Origin of the sequence: Pedobacter terrestris (assembly GCF_052343045.1) — a bacterium.
Lineage (GTDB): Bacteria > Bacteroidota > Bacteroidia > Sphingobacteriales > Sphingobacteriaceae > Pedobacter.
The window spans coordinates 1,896,287-1,914,453 of record NZ_CP180264.1 but is presented as its reverse complement, the minus strand read 5'-3'; the positions used below and the strand labels follow the sequence as shown (position 1 = coordinate 1,914,453).

Genomic DNA, 18,167 nt, shown 5'->3' with positions numbered 1-18,167 from the left:
AATATGGCAGCGCAGGAAAAGGACAATATGATCAGGGTACGTGGAGCGAGGGAACATAATTTAAAAGATATCAGTTTAGACATCCCCAGGGATCAGCTTGTCGTATTTACAGGTGTTTCAGGCTCGGGAAAATCTTCTCTGGCCTTCGGGACACTTTATGCTGAGGCTCAGCGCAGGTACCTGGAATCAGTATCGCCTTATGCCCGCCGGCTTTTTAACCAAATGAATGTACCTAAGGTAGATTCGATTGATGGTCTACCGCCGGCGGTCGCACTTCAACAGCAGCGCGGCGGCGCAAGTACCCGGTCATCTGTAGGGAGCGTCACTACCCTTTCCAATCTCTTACGTATGCTGTATTCGCGGGCGGGTGATTATCCGAAAGGTCAGGGCATTATTTACGCTGAAGGTTTTTCTGCAAACACACCACAGGGTGCGTGCCCCGAATGCCACGGACTGGGAAGCGTCTTTGAGGTAAATGAGAAAACAATGGTTCCCGACGATAGCCTTACCATACGCCAACGCGCAGTTGCCTCCTGGCCGCTTGCCTGGCAGGGCCAGAATCAGCGTGACATCCTGGTATCAATGGGTTTTGATGTGGATATCCCCTGGAGGGATATTCCCAAAAAAGACCGTGACTGGATACTTTTCACCACAGAAACGCCGACAGTCCCTGTTTACCCCGGTCTTTCCCCGGAAGAAACAGCAAAAGCAATCAAAAACAAAAGAACCCCCGATTATATGGGGACTTTTATCGGCGCGAAGCCTTACGTCCTTAAGACCTTTTCATCCAGCCAATCCGAACTGATGAAAAAAAGGGTCAGCCAATACATGATCACTGCCCCCTGCCCTCTTTGTAAGGGCAAAAGGCTCAGGAAAGAATCGCTCTCGGTCAACTTCGATGGAAAAGATATCACCACCCTGTCCAGACTACCTTTATCAATACTTTCTCAAATATTTAAAAAACATGCGGTCCCTGGAAAATCCCCGCAGTCTGAAAAACAGATTGTCAGCCAACGGATCTGCACAGATATCCTCTCCCGCATCGAAGTGATGTTAGAACTGGGCTTGGGTTACCTCAACCTGGAACGGACCACGCCAAGCTTATCGCCGGGTGAACTTCAGCGGCTAAGGCTTGCTACCCAGGTCCATTCCAATCTTTTTGGGGTAATCTATGTTCTTGATGAACCATCAGCGGGGCTGCATCCTGCGGATACTGCGGCGCTGCTGGGCATTCTGGATAAATTAAAAAATGCAGGGAACAGCATTTTTGTGGTAGAACACGAAATTGAGATCATTAAACAGGCCGATTGGATTGTTGATGTTGGCCCTGGTGCGGGAGAAAATGGCGGGTACATTCTCTACAGCGGCCTTCCAGAGGGACTAAAGAACGATAAAAGCTCGGTTACTGCTTCATTTTTATTTGGAAATAAATCGCATCACATCCAACCATCCAGAACACCCACTGGTCAGCTGAGCATATCGGAAGCTACCCTGCATAACCTTAACCAGGTGAACGTAGATTTCCCCGTCGGGGTAATGACCTGCGTCACAGGGATATCCGGATCGGGAAAAAGCAGCCTGGTCAGCCAAATACTAGCAGGACTTATTGCGGAGGGATTGGGACAACAGGTAGAAGCGCAAAAGGAAACTTTCCCCGAAGGACCGGAAGTGGACCCGGCCGTTCCACTAAAAGGCAGGATATCGGGCGGGCTATCGCAGATCACCCGTCTTGTGGTCGTCGACCAGCGGCCCATAGGGAGAACGCCCAGATCCAATCTTGCGACATATACCGGGCTTTTCGACCTGGTAAGAAAACGTTTTGCTGAAACTCCGCTCGCCAGGAAACGGAAATACGATGCAGGGCGGTTTTCCTTCAATGTAGCAAAAGGAAGATGTTCCAACTGCACGGGTGAAGGGTTTGTAATGGTCGAACTGCTGTTTTTGCCCAGCGTGTATACCCCATGCCCTGTCTGCAATGGTTCCCGATACAACCCTGCAACACTTGAGGTCACTTATAAAGAAAAAAACATTTCCCAGATACTGGATATGACGGTGGAAGAAGCCTGTGATTTTTTTGATGAGGACCCGCCAATTTACCGTGCACTGGATATTGTAAGAGAAGTTGGGCTTGGCTATTTAAGACTTGGGCAGGCCGCAACCGAACTCTCCGGAGGCGAGGCACAGCGCATCAAGCTGGCGACCGAACTTCAGAAAAGCCAGAAAGGATCCTCGCTTTACATCCTGGATGAGCCAACGACTGGCCTACACCCTTCTGATGTAGAACGCTTACTGCTGCAACTCAATAGACTCGTTGATGCTGGAAACACCGTTGTTGTGGTTGAACATGATATGCAGGTGATTTCACAAAGCGACTGGATTATCGATATCGGTCCTGGAGCGGGTGATCAGGGAGGCAAGATCGTCTACAGTGGCCGAACCGATGGCCTGCTAAGGTGCAGGGAAAGCAGAACTGCGCCTTTTTTAGCGGCATATCTGGGAAAAGACTAGAACTGGTTTAATATGATAAGATTTCTGAAAGCCCTATCATTAGCACCTGCTGAATTGAAAAGGAAGGGATAGTCCGTTAATCATCAGTCTGGATTCATCCCATAATCCGGCTACCTCGCTCCGGAAAACTTTGACCGCCATGCAAAAAATCAATAGTTAAACTGAAAAATTTGCAGTTGCAACTGAAAAAAAATCTGAAAATATGAAATTTTTTCAGCAGTCCGGCGAGAAAAACATGAAAATATGCCTGCCAGCGCAATTGGCATACCAGTTGATAGTTGACTTACAGAACCTCATTGAGGTTTTAGAGAAAATTAATTGATTAATAGTCCATTTATTATTAAACCATTAAAAGGAAAAACTATGACGTTAGTTAAATTTAATCCAGAAAAGAAAAACAGTGCATTATTGCCAGGCTTTAATGACATTTTCGAATCCGTATTAGGCGATACTTATTTTTCAGATCGCCGAATCAGTAGCCTTCCGGCGGTTAACATTTCAGAGTCGAGTGAAGAATACCAGATTGAGCTTGCTGCCCCCGGGTTGAAAAAAGAAGACTTTAAGGTTTCGGTGGAGGGCGAAACGCTTACGGTCTCTACCGAGCAGCGGAGTGAGAACAGTGCAGCTGAAAAGAATTATAACAGGCGTGAATTCAGCTATTCTTCTTTTACCAGGGCATTCACACTTCCTGAAAGCGCCGATGTAGATCGCATTTTGGCTAGCTACTGTGATGGCGTATTAAAGCTGACCCTTCCGAAGAAGGAAGAAGCAAAGGCAGTTTCTAAACAGATAGCAATCAGCTAAACAATTTCGAAATGCCGCACTCTGCGGCATTTTTAGTTCATCTTGAAAATACCTTACTACGGAAACTAAAGCGCATCACAAATGGATTCACTATTGGAAATAAAAATAGCACTTCATTTTAAGGGCACTGAAATTACATATGGTAAATTTGCTTTGGGAACGGAACGGCAAACAGCACTAGATACATTTAATCTTCTCAAAGGAAGAATGGAACGTTCAGCCACATGCATGATTCAAATGGTACTTACGCATGAAGTTGCTGGACTTCCCATACCTTTGGCTACTATATTCTGCAACCTAACAGAACTCAAGGAAAATGTTGCAATCATTTCAAAAGAAATCTTTCGGATTTCAAAACTCGAGGAAAGTGGAATGTCTGCGTAGCTAAGTTTAAAATCAGCAAATGTTTTAGTTTCATATGCAGTATGTTGGTATTTGGTACTTTGTATAATAAGTCTAAAAAATGGAAACTGTTTGACTTTTTCGCTGAAAATGCAAAAAAAAGAGACGATTCGGTTTACAGCCCAGCTATAAAGATTCACTTGATTGCAATTTACCCCAAAAAATAGGCATGTTTCCTGATCAGTAAATTTGCTCAAAAAGGTAAATTCTGCATATCCCGGTTGGCGCAGCCTGATTAAAAAAGGCCGGTCGTGGAGAGATGTCATAAATAAAACAGCACCCCGATCATTGGAAAGGGATGCTGTCTTCATCTTTCTGAAAAAATTATGGTTCGCTGGCTCTCAATTGATTTAAGAGGATCCTGCGCTATATTAACACATTGATCTGGACATTTATATTCCCCTTTGTCGCTTTAGAATACGGACAGGTTTCATGGGCAGCATAAACAACCATTTTAGCCTCTTCTATAGTAAGTCCAGGCAGATACACATGCAGCCTGGCCTGAAGGCTGAACCCAGTATTTGCAACTGCAAGGTCCACTTCTGCATCAATAGAGGTGTCTGAAGGAAGGGCAATATGAAGCCCCGGCGCATTATGTTTCATTGCCCCGATAAAACAAGCCGCCCATCCAGCAGCGAGTAACTGTTCGGGATTAGTTCCTTTGTCTTTACTGCCCGGAGAGGCGAGAGCAGTATCCAATAGCCCATCCTGACTTTTGGCAAAACCCTCACGGCCGCCATCTACGTGTACTTTTCCGGTATACAATACTTTATTGATAACTACATCCTTGGTATTTAATGATTCAATTACGTTTTGATTTTCCATTTTTCTGTGATTAATTGTGAATAATATGCTTTGATTTCTGTTATTACGTTTCTTAACCTTAATCCAAATCAGCTGGGTTAATGGCAAGGCGAGAATGCTTACGTCAAAATTAACAGGCTGGTTGCAAAATGATCAGCAGAAACCCGCGAACCGGCCAAAATCAGGGATGAAGAATACGATCTACACGCTGGTTAGGCATTATTGTTGGTCGGTAAGAAATAAATATCGTTTTCTCACTCACCTTCGCAGGCAGCTACAGTACAACCCTTGGTTTTTGAACTGTCCGCCTCAGTCCAGGTTTTGCCTGTCCCATGCATCATTCTGTCCGGCTTGGCCGAATATTTATATAACAGGAAAGTGGACATTGATATATTTGGTTGGAATAGGCAGATACCGAACCGCAATAGCGCATAAAAACCCAATGTATGAGAAACACTAAATTATTGAAATTTTCAGGCGTTGATTATCTTTAAGGCCAATAATAAGAAATGACGACAAACTCATTAAGAATCTCACCGGCCATCATCTGGATTAGTTCCATTTTCCTGGGGCTTTTATCTTCAGTCCCTCAAATTGCGGAACATCATTTTCACGCGGCCGAAGCAGCAGTGAATGCCGCCATTACATCCATATTTGCACTTTTGATGTGGTACCTGAATATCCATATGCTTTCGCAAAAGAGCAACAAAGCGGTAAAACAGGGCATTTCCTACCCTAAACTGGTCAAAAGCCTGTTATCCGGAATTGCCGTAATGCTCTGTCTGGCCTGGATCCAGCAGCTCATCCTGTCCCACATCAACTTTGGTCCGGTTATGCTCATGGTGGAGGTTCGGGGAATATTGATCAACCTGATATTTTACATGTTCCTGCACCTGCTGCAACAAAATTACGAAAACCAGCAAGTCAGCATGGAACTGGAGAAAATCAGGAATGACAGCCTGGGTGCGCAATATGAACTGCTTAAACAGCAGGTAAATCCGCATTTTCTTTTTAACAGTCTCAATACATTAAAAGCTATGGTAGAGATTGGTGATAAAGAAGCGGTTGACTTTATCTTAAAGTTATCCAATTTTTACCGCTATACCCTGGAAAGCCGTAAGCTCGACCTCATCCATGTTTGCGAGGAAATGGAAATACTCAATGCATATCTTTTTCTCCAAAAGGCGCGGTTTGATGGGGGCTTTACCTTTAAATCCGATTTGAATGATGCGGCTTTACAAACACTGATCCCTCCCTTTACCCTACAATTACTCATCGAGAATTGCATCAAACACAATGTCGTTTCTCTGGACAGGCCGCTTCACATCATTTTATACATACAGGAAAGTCAGATCGTTCTGGAAAACCCGATCCGTTTAAAAATGGCAGACAACAGCTCATTGGGCGTAGGGCTCAAAAATATTGCGTTACGATATCAACATTTACTTCAAAAGCCGATTGAGATCATCAATGATGGCAAAACCTTTACCGTAAAACTTCCCTTAATATATGAACATCATAATCATTGAAGACGAGCTAAAGACAGCAAAATCGCTCGAAAATATAATTTTAGCTTTGAGGCCCAATTCAAAGATAGTAGGCCGGTACCAGAGTATCGAAGCATCGGTAAAAGCACTATCGGAGCAACCGCAGCCAGACCTCATCTTCATGGATATCCAATTGGCCGATGGACTTTGTTTTGAAATTTTCAAGCAGGTTAAAGTCAATAGCCCGATTATTTTCTGCACTGCTTTTGACGAGTACTCACTGGAAGCTTTTAAACAGAACGGGGTTGATTATGTATTGAAACCATTTTCAAAAACAGATATTGAGGAGGCTTTCTTAAAAGTTGATGGCCTTCAGAATTTCTTCCAGCAAAAGGTAGTACCTGATCTGGGAAGTTTAATCGATAAATTAAAAACTCCATTGGGAAAGGAAAGTTTTCTGGTTTTTAAAAACCAGAAATACACCACCGTTGCCACCGAAAATATTGCCTTTTTTTATATCAGGAATGAAACGACTACCATTATGTGTTTTGATAAGCAGGAGTTTTCTCTGAGCCAGCCACTGGACCAGATCACCGCACAGGTATCCTCCAAACAGTTCTTCAGGGTCAATCGTCAGTACCTGGTAAATTTTAAAGCCATCAAAGAAATTGAGCATTATTTTTTGAGAAAGCTCTTTGTGAAACTGGTTATCGAAACACCTGACAAGCTACTGATCAATAAAGAAAAAACATCTAATTTTCTTTCCTGGATGGAAGAACGGTAAAACCGAGATTATGGCTGAAGAGAAAATGCTTTGGACTAATCGGTAATGGAAAATGCCTCCTGCTAACAGATACAATGAAATAACCCATAAGCCTTTACTAACTTATGGGTTTTTAATATGCTAATGAGCTTTATAAACGTGGTTGGTATAACGGTAAATCACTATCTACATGCATTTAATAGTGCCCCCGTCTACCCGTATAATGGCACCGCTAATATAATTGGCATAAGTACTACATAAATAGGCTACAGCCCCGGCTATTTCCTCCGGTTCTCCAAAGCGGCCTGTATCGTTTGGGATCAGTTCCTGTACAGCTTTGTATTTGATCTCTTCCAGATCAGTTCCCCATCCGAATTTTGGTGCCGCACTAAATAGCCAGTCTTCTACCATTGGGTTAATAATTGCACCCGGAGAAACTACATTTGAGGTAATACCTGTTTCTTTAAGCTGCCTTGCCAGTGAAACCGATAAATTGTGCCTCGCAGCCAAGGTGGCATTATAGTGCGGCTGCTCTTTTATGGGTTGGATTCCCAGACCGCCGCCAATGTGCACCACCCTTCCCCAACCCAGGATTTTCATCTGGGGTACCAGGCGTTGAATCATCCGCACATACGACAAAACATTATTGTTATACATATCTGCCCAATCAAGGGTACTGGCATCTCCCCATGATTGATGTGAGGTGGCCCCCGCATTATTGATCAGGATATCGATTTGTCCGTTTTTAAGTACATTTTCGGCAACCGCGTCAGCACCCTCATCCGTACCCAGATCACCTATTGCAATATCTGCTATACCCCCGCTTGAAATAATTTCTTCGCTAACTTTTCTTGCGCGCCCTTCATTACGACCGTGAACCACTACACTGACACCTTCTGCTGCCAACATCTTTACAATGGCCTCGCCAAGACCCGAACTGGAGCCAGTAACCAGGGCTCTTTTTCCTCTTAATCTTAAATCCATTTCTATTTATTTAATCATTATGTTCTTTGTGAGGGAGCTTTCCCAAATGCCTTTTTATAGGCGTAGGGGAAATGCGAAAGATCCATAAAACCCAGCTCCAGGTAGATCTCAGTTGGCCTGGCAAACCTTTGCTCTATCAGATATTTGGCTTCGGTAAGCCTTTTCTTTACCAGCCATCTGCCAGGCGTAATACTGAAGAGCCTTGCAAAATCTCTTTTAAAACCCGACAGGCTACGCCCGGTAAGAAAAGCGAACCTTTCCAGAGGAACATTGTATCGGTAATGTCCGTTCATAAAAGCTTCAAGATCTAATTTTCCGGGGGCGCTAAACTCAAATAGCATGTGCTTTAGAACCGGATTGAGCTCAGCTAAAATCAGTACAAGTTCTTTTGTTTTGAGCGTTAAAATATCATGATCCAATCTGTCATGATCTGCGTAAATATTAAGAGAATCGACAAAACTTTTAAGCATACCATTCGCATCCACTAACTTAACTCCCTCACCTTGGTAATGTCCATAAACCTTTAAACCGTGTTCGCTTGCCATTTCTTTGAGCGTATACTGGTCGATGTGGATAGCTAAAGACCTAAATCCATCAGACTGCGTACCTTTCACAAACTTGGTTAGCTGATTCCGTTTAAAAAAACGGTAATGCCCTTTTCCGAAAAAGTATTTCCGGTCTCCTACCCATACTCCGTGCGTTCCGCTCATGATATAACTGAAAATATGATCTGAAACGAAGGCTTCTCCTGCTACATTTTCCCCAGATAGAAATTCCGCAGAAGCTTTGGCGAGTGAAGGGACTTATGATATCCGTTTTGCAGCATCATGTTTGATTTCAATTTAAATCCATCATTGATATTGATACAAATTTCGATAAAAATAGAATTTCGGGCTTTGTTTAAACGTCCAATCTTATTTGTTTAAAAGTTCAGGTATACTTTACATCTTTCAGTTAGACGGACACCAAAGTTTCTTAAAAAAAATGGTGGGCCTACCCCACCACTTACCTACACAAATCTAACCCACTCTTCATTTAAAATTTATTCGGAAGACATTAATCAGCCCGGGATAAGCGTTTTTTCTTCTAAATATTCCTCAAGTCCTGAGACACCATTTTCACGGCCAATACCTGAATTTTTATAGCCACCAAAGGGAGCCAGAGGGTCATGTCTCAAGGTATTAATCAGCACCCTGCCCGCCTTAAGCTGAGTAGCAACAACAGCTGCACGGTCTGTGTTCTGTGAACTCACATAGGCCATTAAGCCATATTCGCTATCATTTGCTATCGATATCGCTTGCTCCTCATTCTCATAGGCGATAACAGCGAGTACAGGTCCAAAAATTTCTTCCCTTGCCACTTTCATATTATTATCTACCCCGATGAAGACGGTTGGTTTCACATAAAAACCTTCCTCTAATCCTTCAGGATGGCCTAATCCTCCTACCAGTAATTCTGCTCCCTGCCCAATACCAGAACTGATGAACTCCTGAATACGGTCATACTGTTTTTTGCTTGCCAGTGGCCCTAATTTATAATCACCAACTAAAGGGCTGCCTACGGTAAATGTTGGGGCTGCCGAAAGAAGGGCTTTCCTCACTTCTTCCAATCGTGAAGCAGGCACCAAAAGCCTGGTTCCTGCGATGCAGGCCTGCCCGTTATTCATAAAGGCCGCCTGAAGGGCCATTGGAATTGAAGTTTCCAGATTAGCATCTTCGAGTATCAGGTTCGCTGATTTCCCACCCAGTTCAAGGGTTACCCTTTTCATGGTATTTAACGCCTGAGTAGCCAGAATTTTCCCCACCACGGTAGATCCTGTAAACGAAACCTTGGTAACTGCGGTACTTTCCATAATAGCTGCGGCAATTACCTCTCCACGGCCGTTAACCATATTAACTACGCCTGCAGGTATTCCTGCTGCGTGGAAGCATTCCATCATAATCTCAGCCTGCCACGAGCCAAACTCACTGGGTTTAAGTACCACAGTGCAGCCAGCAGCCAATGCTGCCGAAACCTTTACGGCAATTGCTCCTGCCGTAGCGTTCCATGGGGTGAACAGGGCGGCAACGCCTACAGGTTCCATGATCACAATTGATTCGTTAACCTGTTTGCTGAAGGGATAATTCTGGATTACTTTAATCTGATCGGTAAAGGTGGTGGCTGCGATAAGGTTTGCCCATTTGGCACGTTCTCTGGGGGCACCATATTCATGGGTTGTGGCCTCTATCAAATCGTCGATCCTCTTCAAAATCTCATCATGGATCCTTTGCATAAGGGCCGAGCGTTCTTCAATAGTGCTACGGCTATAACTTGCCAATGCATCCGAAGCTGCATTAATCGCTAGCATTGTGTCGCGGTGATCCGCATATCTGATCTGTGCGATTACTTTTCCATTTAACGGACTGATGATCTCAGCGGTTTCAGTTCCGGCCGGTTCCACGAACCTTCCGTTGATATAAGTACTTTTGATGTGTTTCATTTTCTGATTGTTATTTTACAAATTTCACTTGTTTTCTGATAACCATGCTTTGCCAAAAAGCTCAAATTATATTGTTTAAAGGCTCGCGTCTATTAAACTTTTAACCGGGCACCTTCCAGTATGCTCAAGGAAAAACCGCAGTGGGCTGACTGGTTATTAAACTTATCCGTCCGTTACGTTCTGGTGCTTCCGTTCCTTTTGAATAGGTATACCCGGCGCTGAAGAGGTATTTAAGCTGTACCGGTTGTTGATCCTTGCCTAGCACTTCGAGTGTTTCCAGCGAATACAGATCGCCACTCATATTCGTACCATACCACCCGGGCATTGCCTTTTGTTTCCAGGTAACCAGCGTATATTCGGCACCGGGCATTGCTTTTGGCAGGCTATCTCCAGCAGCTTCGAGCGCGATATTGTTGCCATAAATGATAGAGATGGTACCTCTTTTCGAATCTATAAGTGAGCTGATCAACTTTTGTCCCTTTGCATCAAAAAGATATTCAGGTGCTAAAGTGGCGTACTTTTTCCGCTGGCAGGAAGCAAACAGCAGCGTAAGAAAGAACACATAAATGAACCTTTTTTCATGATTTCTCAGATTGGAAATATTATTCATTATTCTGTTTTTTAGTAGGGATGTTGAACACAAAATCATTTTCGGGTACCAGTAAACGGTGGCAGTTGATGCAGGCTCTGTCGAATAATGGCGTTTTACCATAAGCTTTTAGCTTAAACCCATCAAATTTCGCAAATCCCCAACCTTCAGTCTGGGTGTATTTTTTAGCATCTTTGACCATAAACTGAACATTTTGGAAGTTGCCGGGCCTAACAATTCCTTCGGCATCCGGTTTCTGTTTTCCCCAAACTGCTTTAACCATTTTGGCACCGTCCGGAAATGGCATTGTACCGGATTTTATGGCTTTAACCATAATATCGTTTGCATATACCACCCGCATACTGCCTCCATCATATTTATCGGTAATGCTGATAATTTTCCAGTTTTTATAATCGGAAGAATAAGCAACTCCATTCAGGGAAACGGATATCTGAGCAACCTGTGCTTCAGTATGCACGGAAGTGTTCCCGGTTGGCCTGGTAATTTTTGCGGTATCTATTTTATGTCTTCCCGGAAGGGTGTTGACATAATTTTTGAGGATAGTTAGTTCCCCTTCGGTCAACAGGGTTTTACGATGGACATAGCTGTAACTTTTAGGCGGCATTTTACCTTCCTGTACGGCATTTAGCATTTCCCAAAGCAAAAGTTCCTGTACTGCAGCTGGATTATCGCCCCATTGTGAAAAATTGAACCTTGCCCTTCCCTCTTTAACATCTTTTGCAACGAGGTAAGAAACTGGCGCGATTCTATCGTACCAGGTCAGTCTGGTTTCATTGGAGTGACAGTCGTAACAGGAGCGCTTAAAGATCAGGCTAACTTCTTCAGGCAGTGAAATCGCAGTTGTAACAGGCGGATTAGGGATTACAGGAGCGTTAATCTGCAACATCCCAAAAACAGCAACTGCGATGCAGATGACGACCAGAAAGTTCCGGTAACGGAACAGGCGGTTACTTTTCATTGTTTATTGTTTTAAAGAGGTTAACCGCACCGGCTTAAAGCAGCCAGAGCGAGTGTAAAATTGATTACTTGGCCAGATTAGCCACTTCTACAATTGCATCTGCAAAAGCCTGTGGTGCTTCCTGGGGCAGGTTGTGGCCAACTCCACCTGTAATGTTATGGTGCACATATTTTCCGGTAAATTTGCCGGCATACTGGCTAGCATCGGGATGTGGTGCGCCATTTGCATCTCCCTCCAGGGTAACTGTTGGGATAGTAATGGATGGAGCAAGTGCAAGTTTCTTTTCCAGCTCATCATATTTGGCCTCACCTTTGGTTAAACCCAGTCTCCAGCGGTAGTTATCGATAACTACAGCAGCATGATCAGGATTAATGAAACCTTTTGCAGACTGCTCATAAGTGGCATCGCTGAAATTCCATTTCGGTGAAGCTAGCTGCCAGATCAATTTATTGAAATCTGATGTATTTGCAGCATACCCTGCAGCCCCGCGCTCGGTAGCAAAATAAAACTGGTACCACCAAACCAATTCGGCTTTTGGAGGAAGTGGTGCTTTGTTTCCGGCCTGACTACCGATTAGATAGCCGCTTACCGAAACCAACCCCTTTACCCTTTGCGGATAAAGCGCAGCGATGATATCAGCGGTACGGGCTCCCCAGTCGTAACCCCCAAGGATGGCTTTTTTGATTTTTAATGCATCCATGAATGCAATAATATCTAGCGCTACAACAGACTGTTGTCCATTGCGTGGAGTAGAAGCGGATAAAAAACGTGTAGATCCGTAGCCGCGCAGGTATGGAACCAGAACACGGTATCCTTTAGCTGCAAGGATTCCACTTACCTCCTGATAACTGGAAATATCATACGGCCAGCCATGAAGCAGGATAACGGGCTCACCATCGGCCGGACCCACCTCAGCATAGCCAACATCAAGCAGTCCGGCGTGGATATGTTTTAAATCGCCAAAAGTTGGGGCTACCGCTAACTTTACATTATTGGTAACCGGATAGGTTGGTGTAGCAGCATTGGCTATCCCAAAAACAAGCAGCTGCAGTGCAGCTAGAATGATCAGTAATTTTGCACTCAAAGGAGTGCGCGCTGTGGTTGAATAAAGTTCCATATTATTGATATGATTTAAGGTGTAATTTCTCTGTTCATCTGAACTGATGGTATAAAATTACGCTGGTTGGCAGGCCACACACACCACAAAACAGGTGAAATGGACAAAACAGGAAATTATCCAGGCAAACTCCCCCTTGAACCTTCAACTGCAATTCCCAAGAGACACATTTTATGGAGGCACAATTATTAAAGGCATAGCTCGCCATTTCATTAATGCTTTGCCTTATTTTGATTGATAATGTTTAACGGAATGCCTTAATGTCTACTTCTGGGATCAGTTTGCCCGCTTCAGGTTTTTTGTGCTGATTTTTTCACTCCGCAGCTTTCATTTTTGTGCTAAACTTAAAAAAAGAGATATTATGAAACTTAAATCAACAAAGACAATTTATTGGATCGGGACAGCATTAACCTCGTTATGGTTTGGAACAAGTGGAATATGCGAATTGACAAAAAACAAACTGGTATGGGACATTACGCTTCAGTTAGGTTATCCGCCATATTTCATTTATGTATTGGGCGTAGCCAAACTGGCAGGAATTATTGTTCTTCTGATTCCCAACCGGTTGCTTAGACTTAAAGAGTGGGTATTTGCAGGAATCTTTTTCGACATCATTTTTGCATTCTTTTCTAAGCTGATTGTTATCGGCCTACTAGAAACCATTGATGCGATTGTGGCCTTCCTAATCGTAATTGCAACCTATCTGATGTTCCGTAGGATCTACGCAGTTAGTTACTCGGTGGTAAAAGAAGAAACCAATCCGGTTTACCTATAACAGTATCCTACCACAACAAAAAAAGCAAAAGCCAGAAGAGTTTAATTTACTCTTCTGGCTTTTGCATTATGGGCAAAAAAAAACACACAATGATGTAGGAAATACCTCCCAATTCTGGTGATTGTCCCACCTATCTATTCCGGCAATACGCGGATTGCGCTGAGATACTAGAATTTGGTATTTAACAAACGTGTATCTCCTCATAACTTTTGCAACCGATGCACTACGCCACGACTGAGTTTATTGCGGTAGGAATGATGAAAATAATTCCCTGAAAGAACTCCAGGTCGTGCTATCAGACCCCTAAAAAGGTATTTGAAAAACTGCTGCATTTATTTCAGGAAATGCAATAAACCATCTAAAAAACCCGAAAGAATTATTGCTACCGGGCAGTTTTTATCTTCACCAGCTCGAACTTGCAAAAACAATCTTCGATGGAATAGAATTTAATGATGGTGTAGATGTACATTACAATCTAAGCGCTTTCAGTGAAAACCTGCTTGACGAATTGCCAAGCATACTGTACCTGTACTGCACTATCGGTTTCCTAAGCATTACCGTAAGTATAAGAATGACGTGAAGGCGAGTCTCACAATAGTGATATTTGCATTTTAATTTATCCAATTGATATTTAAAGAGTTGGCGCTACGAGGCGTCAGATTCATTGTAATTCAAACAAATGGCCTACACATACCCTTGGGCGATAAAACCTTCCAGGGTATGCATAAGCCATCAATCAGTTTTCTAAAAGCGATGAGCAACGCAAATCATGGGCGCTTATTCCGTGCACATGTGCTATTTATGCGCTGCAGCATTAATGATTACCTTTGCAACCGTTTCTGGTTGAGAGGTAAAGATGACATGGCTGCCTTTTACCTCGGTAATTTTGGTATTTGAGCGTTTATACATATTGCGTTCTGTATCAGGATTAATGCTTTTATCTTCTGTTGCTACAATTCCATAGCTGGGTTTGGTTCTCCAGGCAGCTTCGGCTACGGGAGTGGCGAAACTCTCTCCATAAATGGGTTGCTGTGAGGCAAACATAAAATCTGTTTCAGCTTTGCTTAGGTCAGCTGCGAAACCAGCGTGAAATTTCTCTTTTCCGTAATATACAAATCCCTTATCGTCAGGAGGAAGGATGCCGAATTCAGGCGCATCAGGAAGCGCTTTTGCCCATTTAAGGGTATTTTCTCCTTTATCTGGCTGATATGCGGCAACATAAACCAGAGCTGCTACATTGGAGTGTGTACCTGCTTCCGTAATCACTACCCCACCCCACGAGTGGCCTACAAGTACAGTTGGGCCGTCCTGTTTATCAAGAATCCTTTTGGTAGCCTCCACATCGTCTCTCAGTCCGGTTAGCGGATTTTGTACAACAGTAACGTGATACCCTTTTTTGGAGAGAATATCAAATACCCCTTTCCAGCCTGAGCCATCGGCAAAAGCGCCATGTACAATCACTATGTTTTTAATTGGGCCTGTTTGTGCCATGCTTTTTTTCGACAATAAGAGCATGCTGCCGATCAAGATCATAACGGCCAGAACAGCCTTGATCACTCTTTGATTTAAATTAAATTGGATTTTCATTTTATTTTTTATTTAAGTTATGGAGTATGTGTCATCCAAAGGCCCCCCGATCCCATCAAGGTCATGACGTAATGGCCACAGCCCTCGGGTATGGATGCTTATTCTTAGTATTTCCCGGTCAGGATTCTAACAATCCTATGCGGTTAAACCCGACATTAAAGTACCTTAATGTGCTATCTTAATGACTTGAAAGCCTTCCTAAGTTCTTCTGCCAAAAGCTGGGGCTCCTCCCAAGCCGCAAAATGTCCGCCTTTATCTACCTCGTTAAAGTAGATTAGGTTATGGTAATTGCGCTGAGCCCAGCTTTTAGGTGCCCTGTATATTTCGCCAGGAAAAACCGTAACAGCACCAGGTGTAGAAAGATCGATGGCATTGAAGTTGTTCGAATGGTCTTCCCAGTAGATCCTGGCCGAAGAGGTTGAAGTATTTGTTAGCCAGTATAGGGAAATATTATCCAGCATTTCGTCTCTGGTCAGTGATTTTTCAGGGTTTCCACCAGAAAAAGTCCAACCGATAAATTCATCATAAATCCAGGCTGCCTGACCAACCGGAGTATCAGATAGTGAATAGCCCAAAGTCTGTGGACGGGTTACCATCATTCCTGAATATCCTGTACTGTTTTTGTAAAAGGCATCCAGGGTTTCATAGGCAAGTTTTTCTTTTACCGAAAGTCCTGCCGGAGCTTTCTCGCCATTGGTCAATGCCTTTGCAATTTCGGCAGGAACGGTTGCAGGCATGTTCACGTGGATACCGATCAGACCTTTCACGTGCTGGCGGGCCATGCGATGAGAAATTACCGAGCCGCAGTCACCGCCCTGAGAAACATACTTTTTGTAGCCCAGCCTGTCCATCAGTTCTGTCCAGGCCAAACCAATATGATCCGAACCCCATCCTTTTACCGTTGGTTTACCGGAAAAGCCAAAACCCGGGATCGAAGGAATAACCAGATCAAAGGCATCTTCGGCTTTGCCGCCGTAAGCAGTTGGATCAGTTAGCGGACCGATAATTTTTAACAGTTCAAATACAGAACCAGGCCATCCATGGGTCATGATCATCGGCATGGCATTGGGGTGTTTGGAACGGATATGGATAAAGTGGATATCTACCCCATCAATGTTGGTGATAAACTGGGGATAGGCATTAAGTTTAGCTTCCGCTTTTCTCCAGTCGTAACCCGTTCTCCAATAATCCATCAGTTCACGGAATTTTTCCAGCTTGACCCCCTGCGACTGATCGGCTACTGTCTCCTTATCCGGAAAGCGGGTAGCGGCAATCCGCTGGCGCATATTGTCTATCGCTTCCTGGGGAATACGCACATGAAATGTTCGGATTGATTTGTCAGTACCGGACAGAGAAATTGCCGTAGTTGAGGTTTGTGCAAAACCGCTCAAAGTGCCAAAAATAAAGGTTCCGGCAATGATTGTTTTGATGACTGTTTTAAAGCTCGTGTTCATAATTTAAGATGTTATATTTCTTGATTAATTATGGTCCAAAAATATTCCCATAGGAGCCAGAAAGGAACAATTGATTGGATGAGGTGGACTATTCTGCATTTCGGACAGGCATTTCGGGTGATGAAAGTTTCTTCGCGTAAACCGGGAATAACAAGTGCCAATGCGCTACCTAGCTTTTAACCGAAATGCAGGCTAGCCCTCCGTTTCATCGGAGTTTCCGAGTGGATTTTTCCTGTTTTTAATGTTTGTTGAAACCATCTCGCACTGCTGCGGATTTTTTTCAAATGGCGGACTAAATAAAAAAAGGGCTGATAGAACGGCAGCTAATCCAGCAAAAGTACCGCGCAGCCTGTTATGCCTATAATTTTCCATAAGGTAATCGACTTAAATGTTTATTGGTTTACTGGTGCAGAATCTACGGCAGTGATCGCTCCGGTTTCCCTATTTTGGACCATACCGATAACCTCCCATTTTTCTACATTGTTGTCCATCGGGATATAGAAATCCTTAGATCCGAATAACGATTGTTTTAATGATACGCTCTGTAAACTGCGGACGATCTGGATGTGGGAAAACTTAAGTCCTGCATTTTCGCCCCTTAGTACATTTGAGCTACCGTTTTTTTGAACAAGGGCCAGTATCAGGTCATCCTGATCACTGATGTTCTTTGAAACGTAACCAACTTTGATCTGCTGGCCGGTTTTATGGACATCAACAGACAGCACTTCAGGATGTTTGATTGATAACTGCTTGGCGATCGCCCTGCTCACTGCCTTTTCATCAGATCCGATAAATTCTGCGGTGCCGTTTACCACAAGCTGAGGGGTATAAACCTGGGCATTTAACCAGTTGCTATAATTTTGCTGTCTTTTAGTATTCTCACGGCTTCCAAACGCATCTTTCCAGCCCAAGTGATCAAAGTAATCAATGTGATAGCCCAAAACATAAATTGGTTTTCCTTCCGATTCTTTTTCTAATTTTTCCAGAAGCTGTTCGGCGGGTGGACAACTGTTGCATCCTTCGGAGGTAAAGAGTTCCAGAACGGCAAAGCTCTTGCCCTCCGCAACCCCTGTGGTAACTTTTTTCTGATCAGGTGACTGCCAGATAAACGCTGATATTCCGACTACAGAAACCAGAAGCGCACTTACTATTGCAATTTTTTTCAATGTTTTCATATTCTTATTTTTTCTTCAAAAATATAGGCCAATGAAAATCCTTTTGAGCATTACATGCCCGAGTAGACTATTTAGGGGCTCATCCCGACGATTAGGAGGATAAGACAGAAATCATATATTAACGAACAATGTAGATATACCTTTTCCAGCCTATATCTTGAAGAAGCAATCTATACATACGCCAGTATAGTTCTAGGGTAAATATGTTGAAGTGCAAAAAAAAGCCACAGGATTTTTCTTCCTATGGCTTTTTTCGATAA

17 protein-coding genes are annotated in these 18,167 nt (G+C 43.5%); 7 read left to right on the top strand and 10 right to left on the bottom strand.

Annotated elements, in window-relative coordinates; genetic code table 11:
* Positions 1–3: 3 nt before the first annotated feature.
* From uvrA to ACJVDH_RS08235, 3 genes are all read left to right on the top strand, one after another.
* Entirely contained in the window at positions 4–2,508 is a 2,505-nt protein-coding gene (gene uvrA, locus ACJVDH_RS08245; protein ID WP_443947084.1) for an excinuclease ABC subunit UvrA, read from the top strand.
* A gap of 363 nt (positions 2,509–2,871) precedes the next feature.
* The gene (locus ACJVDH_RS08240; RefSeq protein WP_443947083.1) at positions 2,872–3,312 is read left to right on the top strand and encodes an Hsp20/alpha crystallin family protein; all 441 of its coding nucleotides are present in this window, start codon (positions 2,872–2,874) and stop codon (positions 3,310–3,312) included.
* Between the two features lie 81 nt (positions 3,313–3,393).
* Positions 3,394–3,696: a hypothetical protein gene (locus tag ACJVDH_RS08235; RefSeq protein WP_443947082.1), complete on the top strand. Its 303-nt coding sequence runs from the start codon at positions 3,394–3,396 to the stop codon at positions 3,694–3,696.
* A gap of 384 nt (positions 3,697–4,080) precedes the next feature.
* On the opposite strand, the gene ACJVDH_RS08230 is transcribed toward ACJVDH_RS08235, so the two are convergent.
* Positions 4,081–4,539, bottom strand: a complete 459-nt coding sequence (locus ACJVDH_RS08230; protein WP_443947081.1) for an organic hydroperoxide resistance protein — start codon at positions 4,537–4,539, stop codon at positions 4,081–4,083.
* Positions 4,540–5,027: 488 nt separating this feature from the next.
* Here ACJVDH_RS08230 and ACJVDH_RS08225 point away from each other — a divergent pair, with 488 nt between their 5' ends.
* Together ACJVDH_RS08225 and ACJVDH_RS08220 are read left to right on the top strand one after the other, a co-directional pair.
* Positions 5,028–6,047 (top strand): sensor histidine kinase, encoded by a 1,020-nt coding sequence (locus ACJVDH_RS08225; protein ID WP_443947080.1) that lies wholly within the window; start codon positions 5,028–5,030, stop codon positions 6,045–6,047.
* Positions 6,028–6,789: a LytR/AlgR family response regulator transcription factor gene (locus tag ACJVDH_RS08220; protein WP_443947079.1), complete on the top strand. Its 762-nt coding sequence runs from the start codon at positions 6,028–6,030 to the stop codon at positions 6,787–6,789. The genes ACJVDH_RS08225 and ACJVDH_RS08220 overlap by 20 nt, the downstream gene beginning before the upstream one ends.
* A 165-nt stretch (positions 6,790–6,954) precedes the next feature.
* On the opposite strand, the gene ACJVDH_RS08215 is transcribed toward ACJVDH_RS08220, so the two are convergent.
* The 6 genes from ACJVDH_RS08215 to ACJVDH_RS08190 form a co-directional block, all read right to left on the bottom strand.
* Positions 6,955–7,752, bottom strand: coding sequence for an SDR family NAD(P)-dependent oxidoreductase (locus ACJVDH_RS08215; RefSeq protein WP_443947078.1), 798 nt, complete (start codon positions 7,750–7,752; stop codon positions 6,955–6,957).
* Between the two features lie 17 nt (positions 7,753–7,769).
* Complete coding sequence (locus ACJVDH_RS08210; RefSeq protein ID WP_443947612.1) at positions 7,770–8,477, bottom strand: helix-turn-helix domain-containing protein; 708 nt, start codon at positions 8,475–8,477, stop codon at positions 7,770–7,772.
* 335 nt (positions 8,478–8,812) lie between these two features.
* The gene (locus tag ACJVDH_RS08205) at positions 8,813–10,231 is read right to left on the bottom strand and encodes an aldehyde dehydrogenase family protein (protein ID WP_443947077.1); all 1,419 of its coding nucleotides are present in this window, start codon (positions 10,229–10,231) and stop codon (positions 8,813–8,815) included.
* Positions 10,232–10,355: 124 nt separating this feature from the next.
* Complete coding sequence (locus tag ACJVDH_RS08200) at positions 10,356–10,841, bottom strand: hypothetical protein (RefSeq protein ID WP_443947076.1); 486 nt, start codon at positions 10,839–10,841, stop codon at positions 10,356–10,358.
* Positions 10,834–11,799, bottom strand: coding sequence for a heme-binding domain-containing protein (locus tag ACJVDH_RS08195; protein WP_443947075.1), 966 nt, complete (start codon positions 11,797–11,799; stop codon positions 10,834–10,836). The genes ACJVDH_RS08200 and ACJVDH_RS08195 overlap by 8 nt, the downstream gene beginning before the upstream one ends.
* 64 nt (positions 11,800–11,863) lie before the next feature.
* Complete coding sequence (locus tag ACJVDH_RS08190) at positions 11,864–12,916, bottom strand: alpha/beta fold hydrolase (protein WP_443947074.1); 1,053 nt, start codon at positions 12,914–12,916, stop codon at positions 11,864–11,866.
* Between the two features lie 361 nt (positions 12,917–13,277).
* On the opposite strand from ACJVDH_RS08190, the gene ACJVDH_RS08185 reads away from it, so the two are divergent.
* Together ACJVDH_RS08185 and ACJVDH_RS08180 are read left to right on the top strand one after the other, a co-directional pair.
* Positions 13,278–13,691: a DoxX family protein gene (locus ACJVDH_RS08185; protein ID WP_443947073.1), complete on the top strand. Its 414-nt coding sequence runs from the start codon at positions 13,278–13,280 to the stop codon at positions 13,689–13,691.
* Between the two features lie 379 nt (positions 13,692–14,070).
* A complete protein-coding gene (locus tag ACJVDH_RS08180) occupies positions 14,071–14,271 on the top strand; it encodes a hypothetical protein (RefSeq protein ID WP_443947072.1) in 201 nt (66 codons plus the stop codon).
* Positions 14,272–14,486: 215 nt separating this feature from the next.
* Here ACJVDH_RS08180 and ACJVDH_RS08175 read toward each other — a convergent pair whose 3' ends face one another.
* The 3 genes from ACJVDH_RS08175 to ACJVDH_RS08165 all read right to left on the bottom strand — a co-directional run bounded on the left by ACJVDH_RS08175 (position 14,487) and on the right by ACJVDH_RS08165 (position 17,907).
* On the bottom strand, positions 14,487–15,278 hold the full coding sequence (locus tag ACJVDH_RS08175; RefSeq protein ID WP_443947071.1) for an alpha/beta hydrolase: 792 nt from the start codon (positions 15,276–15,278) through the stop codon (positions 14,487–14,489).
* Between the two features lie 173 nt (positions 15,279–15,451).
* Positions 15,452–16,732: an epoxide hydrolase family protein gene (locus ACJVDH_RS08170; protein WP_443947070.1), complete on the bottom strand. Its 1,281-nt coding sequence runs from the start codon at positions 16,730–16,732 to the stop codon at positions 15,452–15,454.
* Between the two features lie 392 nt (positions 16,733–17,124).
* The gene (locus ACJVDH_RS08165) at positions 17,125–17,907 is read right to left on the bottom strand and encodes a DUF1223 domain-containing protein (protein ID WP_443947069.1); all 783 of its coding nucleotides are present in this window, start codon (positions 17,905–17,907) and stop codon (positions 17,125–17,127) included.
* Positions 17,908–18,167 lie beyond the last annotated feature (260 nt).